This is a genomic window from Bacillus cereus group sp. MG16, from assembly GCF_040459875.1.
In the GTDB taxonomy this organism is placed as follows: domain Bacteria; phylum Bacillota; class Bacilli; order Bacillales; family Bacillaceae_G; genus Bacillus_A; species Bacillus_A paranthracis.
Window position 1 is genome coordinate 1,948,939 of the sequence record NZ_JARVHE010000001.1, and the last position, 11,948, is coordinate 1,960,886.

The window sequence follows — 11,948 nt, forward strand, 5'->3', positions numbered from 1 at the left end:
AAAATAAAAATGATAACACGCTACTTGTTCTTTAAACGTATAAGAACAAGTAGCGTGTTTTGCTATTTAATAATCCCATTTTCTAAAATTTTAATCGTAGGTGCTACTTTTACGTTAGCTTTTGAAAAGGCACTCGGCCAATCGTCGGCAACTTTTTTCCATTCTTCATATTGAAATGCTCTCGCATAATCACCAAATCCGAATGGATCAAGCTGCTGTTTTTGAATGTTGTGGATTAAATCGTTCAAATCTTTGTTTAGTTGTTTTGTAATAAGAGAAGTTAATTTCTTTCTATCTTTGTCTATATCCATGTTGAATGTAAGTTCAGATACAGCAATTTTTAAATCCATTTTAACATTAAATTTGAAGTGGTTATCGCTATAGTCTGTATGGATATCACGATTCATGCTAAGAACATTTATTGTTACGAAATCGCCGCCATCGGTATCTTTTAAATCACTATTACTTTCAACTGAAGTAGAAGGGATTTTCAATGTAAGCGAAACCGGTGTATTCGCTTTCTTTTGTAACAAAAGAAGAAGGGCGCTTTCATAACGATTTAATGACATTTTATAAATTCCGCGAGAAGTTAATAGCGCGGAACCTGTAACGATAACATCTTTTTTACCTTTTTTTATTTCTGAAATAGCAGGTGTGATACCTTTATTAAAAGTTTGCCTGTGAAATTCATGGAATGTCGTAAAAACGGTCCGATTGTACAGTTTGTTCGTATTAATTAAATCTGTTAAATACTCGGGAAGGGCAGGCTTATCTTTAAAGTTATTATATATAACGGAAGAAATGGGACCGTCTACTGCAACCATACGCATGTTTCCAGTGTTTTTAGGATCACGATACCAAACATCAAGGTAAGGCATAGCCCCTTCTTGTTTTAAAAATTTCGTGCTAAATAAAATGAGCTGTAACTTTTCTGTAGACACTAAACCGCTACTTGAACTATTAAACGTTGCTTTTGCTTCTCGAGGTGTACGTACTTTCGCTTCATGTGTTTCGTACTTTTTTTCTACGTCTTCATTAAAAATAGGATTTACGTGGTACACAATTAATTTTCCTTTTGCTTTTGCGTCAAAGCCGTAAATTAATGAAATTGATTGTTTTTCTAAGTCGAGTCGATCTCCACATCCTGTTAAAAAGGTTATGAGAAAGTAAAGTATAGTGAAATGAATAAAGCGCCTCATTTAAACTCTTCTCCTTTTCCAATGCTGATAAAGTGTCATGTATAAGAGAAATACGACTGGGAATAGAAAAACGATAAAATAACTGGCAGTTCCCCAAAAGTCTCGCAAAGCACTTATTTGGTAAGAGGAAGGGATATAAAAGAATAAGACAACAATACACCCGAATAATAAAAACCAAATAGGTAAGGAACTCCCTTTTTTGTTAAGTAATTGATTGATTCCATCTGAAGCAGTAAATATGTAAGGAATGCAAGAATCAAAAATAATGAAGAGATAAAAAGATAAAAAGATAATTTCAAACCGTTCAAGAAATGAAAAGTGAAATGGTGTAACAAGAGAAAGGGTGGGCCATAAAAACTTTGTTATACCATCTGGACTAAAATAAACGAAAGAAACGAACGTGACTTGAAGATAGAGAAATAGTGTAATTAAATTTGCGATAACAATCCCTTTTTTGGCAGAGGATTTGTTATTCAAATAAGGATAAAGGATAAATGCAAACTCAAATCCAAGAAATGCAATAATAGTTGATTTTACGGTGTTTAAAACTGGTATCCAGCCCTCTTTAAGAAGAGGGAGAAGGTATATCCAATGCCCATCTTTAAGAGGGATAAACAATAGCAAAGGCATCCACAGTGTGAAAAACACAGTGAAAACAGCGTAGCGACTTATAATAAGAACGCCTTTACATGCGAGCATAAGCATGGGAATAGATAGTAAAATCATAATTAAAAACATTGGAGTTCTAGGTAAAATCCAAATGTGAATAACGTATAAGAGGGAAAAAATTAAAGAAATAGCTGCAAGGACAGCATATAAAATCCAAAAAATCATTCCTGCTCTTCCTAGCCACTTCCCAAGATAACGAGTTAGCACGTCGAGTAAAGTATACCCAGGGTGCTTTTCCATGATTTTCACAATACATAGACTGACTAAAGTAGTGATAGCGCATCCAATAATAATAGAAATCCATCCATCTGTATTCGCCCCTTGTGCAACTTCACGAGGAAGTGTAAGGACACCGAATCCTACTTGAACACCACTAATCGTTAAAATGTATTGAAATAAACTAATCTCCCTCTTTGCACGCTTTGTCACTTCTCTTCCTCCGTTCCTTCTATATCGCGTTGTCGATTCTCTTGTTTTAAGTTAAGGGATAGTGGGCGCTTCTTCATTATTTTCCATGGTAAACGTATAAGAATATCTTTTAAATCCGAAGCAAATAACGGAGAAAAAGGACTACCATAAGGAACACCGAGAGATTCCATAGAAAGTATATGAATAATAATGATTGCCATCCCAACCATAATACCAATGACACCAAATAAAGAGGCAATTATCATCATTGGGAAGCGAAGAAGTCGAATTCCTGCAGACATTTCTAGATTAGGGATGATGAAAGAAGCGACTGCAGTAATAGATACGACGATAACCATGACATTACTTACTATTCCTGCTTGAACTGCAGCTTGTCCGATGACAATCCCTCCTACGACGCCAATGGTTTGTCCAACGGGACCAGGAAGCCGAACTGCAGCTTCGCGGAGCATTTCAAGTACTAATTCCATCAAAAGTGCTTCTAATATAGGAGGAAAAGGAATTTTAGCTCGAGATTCTCCAATCGTTAACAATAATTTAAGTGGAATCACTTCATAATGAAAGGAAATCATAGCAATATAAAGAGCAGGAGCAAAAATTGCAATAAATAATCCAGTGAAACGAAGTAATCGTATAAAAGATGGAATCATTGGCCTGAAGCTGTAATCATCTATCGTCTGAAAAAAAGCTGAAAAAGTCATTGGTCCTATTAATACGCCTGGTGAACGATCTACAACAACAGCAATTCGCCCATCTAGAATATGATGTGCTGTTGTGTCAGGGCGTTCAGTTATTGATAATTGCGGAAAGAGAGTAAAGGAATTATCTTCAACAAACCCCTCTAATTCACCAGTAGTAAGAATCGCATCCACTTTTACTGATTCGATACGGGATGCCATTTCTTTTACGACATCTTCGTCCGCAACATCTGCTAGATAAAGCAAAAAAACCTTTGAAGTAGCTCGTTCACCAACAGTGAATTCTTTCACTTTCAATTCGCGATTTGGAATATATCGACGAATAAGTGCAAGGCTGTCGCTCGCTACTTCATTAAATCCTTCGTGTGAGCTTTTTATGGAGCTCTCTGTTGTAGGCTCTTCAATGCTCCTTTTTGGTGCCGCTTGCGTATCAAGCTCTAAAGCAGATAATTGCCCGTTTATAAATAAAATACTTTTGCCGTGTAAAAGAGATTGTTCAATGTCTGTCCACTGCTCAATCTTTTTAATAGTTCCGATAGAAACAGAGGCTTCCCAAAAATCGTCTTCATTCCACTCTTTAAATAAGAGAGGACGAAGGATGTTTACGTTAATAACAGTTTTGTCTACAAGTCCTTCCATATATATAAGTGCAGCTTCCTGTCCGTTTTTTAATGGAAAATTGCGTGTTATTAATTCTGGAATACCGCTAAACAGTTTGGACAAGTGCTTTAAATTAAGGGAAAGGGAAGAAGAAATAGATTTATTTAATGTGTGATCAGCTTGCTCTTGGGTAGAAAAAGATTTTTCACCACGAATCCATTTATTAAAAGACCCCATTTGTTTGCTTACTCCTTGTTATGTTTTATCCCGATTGGTGAGGGCTGATTAAAGTTTCACTTTATATGGGTTATTATGGATAGTTCCATACGGACATATGCGTAGTTTAAATTTTATATTGTATATTTTTAACTTTAACGCTATAATTATAGTGTTAAAGATGGAATCGTGATATGACCTGTTATGACTCTATCGTTTTATTTATGAATAAATGGATTGGTATTTTAGCAAGATGTGCTAATAAACTACTCCACCATGATAATAACGTGCCGAAATGTGGTGCGTATATTTTCGTGGTGGAGTTTTTTTATTCTCAAAAAGGGGGAAAGACCATGAATAACAACATGGTTCATATTACAATTGACGGAAAAAAGTATACAGCGGAGCCCGGTTCAACGATATTGGGTGTTATAAATGAGAACGGGATTGAACATCCGCAAATTTGTTACGTGCCAGAAGTAGATCCTATTCAAACATGTGACACTTGTATTGTAGAAGTTGACGGAAAGTTAATGCGCTCTTGTTCGACAGTAGCGACAGAAGGTATGAACATTGAACGTAACTCTACTCGTGCGAAAGAAGCACAAACAGAGGCGATGGATCGGTTATTAGAAAATCATTTATTATACTGTACAGTATGTGACAACAACAATGGGAACTGTAAACTGCATAATACAGCAGAATTAATGGAAATTGAACATCAAAAATATCCTTATGAACCGAAAGTAGATGTAAGTGAAGTTGATATGACGCATCCGTTTTATCGTTATGACCCGAATCAATGTATTGCATGTGGTCAATGTGTAGAGGTGTGTCAAAACTTACAAGTAAATGAAACATTATCGATAGACTGGGAAGCGGAACGCCCACGAGTGATTTGGGATGAAGGAGTAAATATTAATGATTCTTCATGCGTTAGTTGTGGTCAATGTGTAACCATTTGTCCTTGTAACGCTTTAATGGAGAAAACGATGCTCGGTGAAGCTGGATTTATGACGGGACTAAAGCCAGATATTCTTGAACCGATGGTAGATTTAATTAAAGAAGTAGAGCCTGGATATAGCGGTATTTTTGCGGTATCAGAAGTGGAAGCGGCCATGCGTGATACTCGTACGAAGAAAACGAAAACAGTATGTACATTTTGTGGTGTAGGTTGTTCATTTGAAGTGTGGACGAAAGGGCGTAAAATTCTTAAAGTACAACCTTCTTCTGATGCGCCAGTTAACGCAATTTCTACTTGTGTAAAAGGAAAATTTGGTTGGGATTTCGTAAATTCTAAAGAACGAATTACGAAACCTTTAATTCGTAAAAATGGAACGTTTGTTGAATCAACATGGGAAGAAGCGTTGAATGTAGTTGCAAGTAAATTAGGATCGATTAAAGAAGAGTACGGTAAAGATGCTATCGGTTTTATTTCTTCATCTAAAATTACGAATGAAGATAATTATGTGATTCAAAAATTAGCTCGACAAGTATTTGAAACGAATAATATTGATAACTGCTCACGTTATTGTCAATCACCAGCGACAGACGGATTATTCCGTACAATTGGTATGGGCGGAGATGCTGGAACGATTAAAGATATTGCACAATCTGGTCTTGTTATTATTGTAGGTTGTAATCCGACAGAAGGTCATCCTGTTTTAGCTACACGTATTAAACGTGCACATAAATTACACGGACAAAAATTAATTGTGGCTGATCTTCGTAAAACAGAAATGGCAGAGCGTTCAGATGTCTTTATTAGTCCAAAACAAGGAACAGATCAAGTATGGTTAATGGCTGTTACGAAATATATGATTGATCAAGGCTGGCACGATCAACGATTTATTGATGAGAATGTAAATTTCTTTGAAGATTTCAAAGAGAGCCTTACAGCATATACACTTGAATATGCAGAAGAAATGACTGGTATTTCAAAAGAAACACTGATTCAAATGGCTGAAATGATTCGTGATGCAGATGGTACATGTATCCTTTGGGGAATGGGGGTAACGCAAAATACAGGTGGATCTGATACTTCCGCTGCGATTTCAAACTTACTACTTGCAACAGGTAATTATCGTCGTCCAGGCGCTGGTGCATATCCGCTTCGAGGTCATAATAACGTACAAGGTGCTTGTGATATGGGTACTTTACCAGGATGGCTTCCTGGATATCAACACGTTACGAACGATATAGAACGTGCGAAATTTGAAATGGCTTATGGAGTGAAAATTAATAGCGAACCAGGTCTGAATAATATTGAAATGCTTCACGCGATTGACGAAGGGAAAATGAAAGCTATGTATCTTGTCGGAGAAGACATGGCTCTTGTAGACTCTAATGCGAATCATGTACATGAAGTATTATCAAGCCTTGATTTCTTCGTTGTGCAAGATGTTTTCTTATCTAAAACGGCTCAATATGCAGATGTTGTATTACCAGCAGCGCCATCTCTTGAAAAAGAAGGTACTTTCACAAATACAGAGCGTCGTGTTCAAAGACTATATCAAGTTCTTCCTACGCTTGGAGATGCGAAGCCAGACTGGTGGATTGTGCAGGAAGTTGCGAATAAATTAGGTGCAAACTGGAGTTATAGTCATCCAAGTGAAATTTTTGCTGAAATGGCAAGTTTATCACCACTATTTTCACAAGCAAACTATGAAGTATTGGAAGGATGGAATAGTTTCCATTGGGGAAGTTTTGATGGAACGAATACACCGCTTCTTTTCCAAGATGGATTTAACTTCCCGGATAAAAAAGCTCGTTTTGCGATTGCTGACTGGGTGCGCCCAGCTGAATTCCCAGCTGAGTTCGACCTTCATATTAACAATGGTCGTATGCTTGAGCACTTCCATGAAGGGAATATGACAAATAAATCAACAGGTATTCAAACGAAAGTGCCTGGCGTTTTCGTTGAAGTTTCTCCAGCACTTGCAAAAGAACGTGGAGTAAAAACTGGTTCATTAGTCCGTCTTGTCTCTCCGTTTGGAGCGTTAAAATTACGTGCACTTGTAACAGATCGTGTAAAAGCGAATGAGTTATATTTACCGATGAACTCTACAGATAATGAAACAGCAATTAATTTCTTAACAGGTCCTGCCGTTGATACGCGTACGAACACACCTGCTTATAAACAGACGAAAGTGCGTATGGAAGTGCTGGAAGTTGATGGCGAAAATCCGATGCCAAAAGCGAACCCGCGTAATAAAAAACGTCATCCTCAATCTGGCATTGAGGTACATCGTAAGTGGGCACGTCCAGGGTATGTGCATTTAACGGATAAGTAGGAGGAGAAAAATATGGCTGCACCTATAAAAATGATTCAAAAACAAGAATTAACTGAGGAAGAAGTAAAACAGCAAAAATTAGATGATTTAAAAGAGCTTCTAGCTAATAATGAAGACGCTCTAAATCAAATGTTTAATATAGTAGGGGAATTGAATGATATTGGCATGCTAGAAGCAGCAAATTCTATGCTAAAGGCGAAAGAACCAATCGCAAAGATTGTTCTTGGTCAAGTGACTCGTGCGCCCGTTACAAATTTAATTAATAATATGATGGGGGCTGCGGGTGCTTTAACAGAACTTGATCCGGAGCTTACGAAAAAGCTTATAGGTAGCTTATTAGTAGGGCTAGAAAAAGGTAATGAACATCTAGAGAGTAATAAAAAAGTAGGGGTATTCGATCTTATGAAAGTATTGAAAGACCCAGATATTAACCGTGCTATTGGGTTTGGGCTTCATTTCTTAAAAGGTATGGGAAAAGGATTAAAAGAAAAATAAACTTCATGAAGTGAACCTTTTCGCCCAAATGTTTGTACGAAATAGTTTGGGCGGAAGGCTCATTTTGGTAAAATATATAATAAAGTAAAATGAGGTTTTTTGGGAGGTATAATTGTATGTCAAAAAAAGTACATGAATTTAATGATATGATTCGAAAACTTCGAAAGGAACTTTTCGGAAAAGGGCCAGAACGAATTCATACTGTTTTCGCTGAAAATATGGCGATTGCGACTCTTTACGGAAACTTAACACCTACTGAAAAATTCATTTCAAGTACGATGGACGGTGCGGAAATGGTTCATATGGCTAGAACGAAAATGATTCAAGAAGTGTATGCTGCAAATTCCCGTGAACATTTGGAGGAACTTGTTGGAGCGAAATTAGTGAATTTGTTTTCAGATATGAAAGTAGAAGAAGATATTGCAGTTTCGGTATTTGTTTTTGATAAAAATATAACGTGAGAGAAGGATACTGATCGTGAAACCGATACAGGTAGAAAGAGAAATCTTTCGTTATGAACAAGGGGCGTTTAAACATATAGAGGACAGCATTGTAACAGAGTTTCCAGTCACGATTAAAATGAACGGACAGGAGTTTGTTACAATGGTTAGTACTCCAGAATATATAGAAGATATGGTAATAGGCTTCTTAGCATCTGAAGGAATCATTCGGAAGTATGAAGATATTGATGACATATGGGTACAAGAGAAAGAAGGATTTGTACATGTCACGACGGCAAAAGTAAATCCGTATTACGAACAAATGCAAAATAAACGTTATATTACTTCATGCTGTGGTATGAGTAGACAAGGATTTGTTTTTGCAAATGATGCACTAAGCGCAAAGAAAATGAATGGCGTCCATGTACAGGTTACTGCAGAAGACTGTTTTCGATTAATGAAAGAAATGCAGCAATCTGCGGAGACATTTCGTCATACAGGCGGCGTTCATAATGCGTCTTTGTGCAATGTGAATGGTATTATTTTAAGTCGAATGGATATCGGAAGGCATAATGCGTTAGATAAAATTTACGGTTATTGTTTAAAAAATAATATTTCTATAAGAGATAAAATCATTGTTTTTAGCGGTCGTATTTCTTCGGAAATATTATTGAAAGTTGCAAAAATTGGTTGTGAAATTATACTGTCAAAATCAGCTCCAACTGAGTTGGCTTTACAGCTAGCTGAAGAATTAGGTATTACTACGATAGGATTTATTCGGAATGAATCCTTAAATGTATATACGCATCCGGAGCGTGTTTTAAATATAAAATAAGTAAAAGCGAGGCAATAAATATGAAATCTGTCACATTAGACAAACTACAACGTCCGTTAAAGGATTTACGTATTTCAGTTACTGATCGCTGTAATTTTCGCTGTCGATATTGTATGCCAGAAGAAATATTTGGTCCTGATTACTCGTTTTTGTCTAATGATAAAATTTTATCTTTTGATGAAATTGAAAGGATAACGCGTATTTTCGTTTCTTTAGGTGTTAGAAAATTACGGATTACAGGCGGAGAACCGTTACTTCGAAGAGGTCTTCCGCAGCTTATCGAGCGCCTGAATAAAATAGATGGTGTGGAGGATATCGGTTTAACAACTAATGGATCGTTACTTAAAAAGTTTGCTCCTGATTTATATAAGGCGGGTTTATCACGTGTGACAGTTAGTTTAGATTCCTTAGAAGAAGAGCGGTTTTTCTATTTGAATGGTAATAGAAGCAAAGTACAAAGGGTTCTGGAAGGAATACAAGCTGCAGCTGAAGTCGGTATGAAAATTAAAATAAACATGGTCGTTCAAAAGGGGAAAAACGAACAGGATATCTTGCAGATGGCGCAATACTTTAAGGAAAATAAACATATTCTTCGTTTTATTGAGTATATGGACGTTGGAAATTATAACGGTTGGGATTTAAAAGAGGTTGTCTCTAAACAAGAAATAGTAGATACGATTCATCAAGTTATGCCATTAGAACGAATAGAAGCGAATTATGCAGGAGAGGTTGCGACTCGCTATCGTTATATTGGAAGTGATGAAGAAATAGGTATTATTTCATCAGTAACAGACTCCTTCTGCTCCTCATGTACGAGAGCTCGTATTTCTGCAGAAGGAAAATTATATACTTGTTTGTTCGCTTCTAAAGGAAATGATTTGAGAGAACTGCTTCGATCAGAATACACTGACGAGGAAATAACAGATGTCGTACGCGATATATGGAACAAACGAGAAGATCGTTATTCAGATGAACGCTTAAGTCATACAAGTAAAAAAAGAGCACCTAAAATTGAAATGTCACATATTGGTGGTTGATATATATAAGTGACAATATGATGAAGTATATACAAAATGGAAGATGTGCAACGGTTGTAGATTTTCTATTTTATAGTAAAAGTGATGGTTGATCTCTCTGTAAAAGATGTGCAGAGAAATTAAGCAGCATTCAAAAACCTTTATTTTGAGGAGGTTTTTTGAAGCTGCTTTTTTATTTGGAGAAAATGGAGGAATTAGTAATGGCATTTCATAAACCGGAACAAATTGCTGAGCTTGTCATTGAGGCCGGTGTTCAAAAAGTAAGTCAGACCTTGCCAGCAATGCTTATTCTCGGTTTTTTAGGAGGAGCGTTTATTTCGCTAGGTTTTTTACTTAACATTCGCGTTTTAGGTAATTTGCCTGAGCGCTGGGGGAGTTTAGTAAATGTTTTAGGAGGAGCGGTTTTTCCTGTTGGACTCATGCTCGTTGTATTAGCGGGAGGAGAATTAATTACCGGAAATATGATGTCACTGTCTATGGCGCTATATGCAAAGAAAATTACATTGGTTAGTGTACTAAATAACTGGATTTGGATTACTTTCATGAATTTTGTAGGAGCTATTTTCGTAGCGTATTGTTTCGGTCATCTTGGCGGATTAACAGAGGGGGATTATTTAAATAAAACGGTAGCGATAGCAGAAGGCAAGTTACATGAAACTTTTGGAAGAACTTTAATTTTAGCAATTGGGTGTAATTGGCTCGTTTGTTTGGCGCTTTGGCTCGCTTATGGGACGAGTGATTTTGTCGGAAAAATAATCGGAATTTGGATTCCCATTATGGCATTTGTAGTGATTGGGTTTCAGCAAGTGGTAGCAAATATGTTTGTCATCTCAGCAGTTATTTTTGCAGGTCATCTCACATGGATGGATCTTGCTAAAAATTTTGTTCCTGTCTTTATCGGAAATGTAATTGGCGGAGCTGGTTTTGTTGGATTTGCGTACTTTGCTTGTTATCAAAAACAACATTCTAATATGAAATAGAGTTCGTGAGAGGAAGGGTATGTAATGGCTGAGCGGTATTCACGACAACATTTGTTTAAACCAATTGGGAGTAGAGGGCAAGAAAAAATTCGAAATAAACATGTGTTAATTGTAGGAGTAGGCGCATTAGGAAGTGCAAGTGCCGAAAGTTTCGTACGTGCAGGTATTGGCAAGTTGACGATCATAGATCGTGATTACGTTGAATGGAGTAATTTACAAAGGCAACAATTGTACTCTGAACAAGATGCAAGAGAGAAATTGCCAAAAGCAATCGCTGCTAAAAATCGGCTAGAAAAACTTAATTCGGAAGTACAAATACATGCTTTCGTAATGGATGCGTGTGTAGAAAACTTGGAAGGGCTATTAGAAAATGTCGATGTAATCATTGATGCAACAGATAATTTCGATATCCGATTTATAATAAATGACTTATCACAAAAACATAATATCCCATGGGTATATGGTTCTTGCGTTGGCTCGTACGGTATGAGTTGTACAATTATTCCGCAAGAGACACCGTGTTTACATTGTGTGCTGAAGAACGTTCCAGTTACAGGTGTGACGTGTGATACAGCTGGAATTATTAGCCCGACTGTACAAATCGTCGCAGCATATCAAGTGGCGGAAGCACTCAAAATTTTAGTAGAAGATTTTGCAGCAATTAGAAAAACATTTTTCATATTTGATATATGGAGTAATCAAAACCATTTTATAAAACTAGGGAAAATCAAGACAGACAATTGCTCTTCATGCGGTTTGAATCGCATTTATCCTTATTTATTATACGAAAATCAAACGAAGGTAGCTGCTTTATGCGGAAGAAATACAGTTCAAATTAGACCAGTAGACAATAGAAAATACAATTTTGATGATATAGAAAAAGTATTAAAAAAAGTGGGGGAAGTAGATCGGAATCCGTATTTACTATCTTGCCAATTAGATGAGTACCGCATCGTTGTTTTTCGGGATGGTCGTGTTTTTATTCATGGCACAAATGATATTTCGAAAGCGAAACAACTATATTATCGCGTATTCGGCTAATAGAAAGGGTTGTCAA

Annotated in this window: 10 protein-coding genes; 7 read left to right on the forward strand and 3 right to left on the reverse strand. The window is 36.7% G+C overall.

Annotated features, from left to right (window positions below; translation table 11 throughout):
• Positions 1 to 62 precede the first annotated feature (62 nt).
• Genes gerSC through QCI73_RS10025 form a run of 3 tightly spaced genes read right to left on the reverse strand, consistent with a single transcriptional unit; the run spans position 63 to position 3,832 of the window.
• Positions 63 to 1,199 (reverse strand): spore germination protein GerSC, encoded by a 1,137-nt coding sequence (gerSC, locus tag QCI73_RS10015; protein ID WP_353822832.1) that lies wholly within the window; start codon positions 1,197 to 1,199, stop codon positions 63 to 65.
• Positions 1,200 to 2,297, reverse strand: a complete 1,098-nt coding sequence (locus QCI73_RS10020) for an endospore germination permease (protein WP_000166502.1) — start codon at positions 2,295 to 2,297, stop codon at positions 1,200 to 1,202.
• Complete coding sequence (locus QCI73_RS10025) at positions 2,294 to 3,832, reverse strand: spore germination protein (RefSeq protein WP_327922790.1); 1,539 nt, start codon at positions 3,830 to 3,832, stop codon at positions 2,294 to 2,296. Before QCI73_RS10025 ends, QCI73_RS10020 begins: the two co-directional genes overlap by 4 nt.
• 332 nt (positions 3,833 to 4,164) lie before the next feature.
• On the opposite strand from QCI73_RS10025, the gene fdhF reads away from it, so the two are divergent.
• From fdhF to QCI73_RS10060, 7 genes are all read left to right on the forward strand, one after another.
• Positions 4,165 to 7,104, forward strand: coding sequence for a formate dehydrogenase subunit alpha (gene fdhF / locus QCI73_RS10030; RefSeq protein ID WP_262725546.1), 2,940 nt, complete (start codon positions 4,165 to 4,167; stop codon positions 7,102 to 7,104).
• A gap of 12 nt (positions 7,105 to 7,116) precedes the next feature.
• A complete protein-coding gene (locus QCI73_RS10035) occupies positions 7,117 to 7,599 on the forward strand; it encodes a helical membrane plugin domain-containing protein (RefSeq protein ID WP_327922791.1) in 483 nt (160 codons plus the stop codon).
• A gap of 116 nt (positions 7,600 to 7,715) precedes the next feature.
• Positions 7,716 to 8,060 (forward strand): Na-translocating system protein MpsC family protein, encoded by a 345-nt coding sequence (locus QCI73_RS10040; protein WP_000039582.1) that lies wholly within the window; start codon positions 7,716 to 7,718, stop codon positions 8,058 to 8,060.
• 16 nt (positions 8,061 to 8,076) lie between these two features.
• Positions 8,077 to 8,874, forward strand: coding sequence for a formate dehydrogenase accessory sulfurtransferase FdhD (fdhD, locus tag QCI73_RS10045; RefSeq protein ID WP_000802674.1), 798 nt, complete (start codon positions 8,077 to 8,079; stop codon positions 8,872 to 8,874).
• A 20-nt stretch (positions 8,875 to 8,894) separates the two neighbouring features.
• Positions 8,895 to 9,911, forward strand: coding sequence for a GTP 3',8-cyclase MoaA (gene moaA / locus QCI73_RS10050; protein ID WP_000844136.1), 1,017 nt, complete (start codon positions 8,895 to 8,897; stop codon positions 9,909 to 9,911).
• 200 nt (positions 9,912 to 10,111) lie between these two features.
• Positions 10,112 to 10,891, forward strand: coding sequence for a formate channel (locus tag QCI73_RS10055; RefSeq protein WP_327923067.1), 780 nt, complete (start codon positions 10,112 to 10,114; stop codon positions 10,889 to 10,891).
• Between the two features lie 24 nt (positions 10,892 to 10,915).
• Complete coding sequence (locus QCI73_RS10060) at positions 10,916 to 11,932, forward strand: molybdopterin-synthase adenylyltransferase MoeB (protein WP_000840942.1); 1,017 nt, start codon at positions 10,916 to 10,918, stop codon at positions 11,930 to 11,932.
• The last annotated feature ends 16 nt before the right edge of the window (positions 11,933 to 11,948 follow it).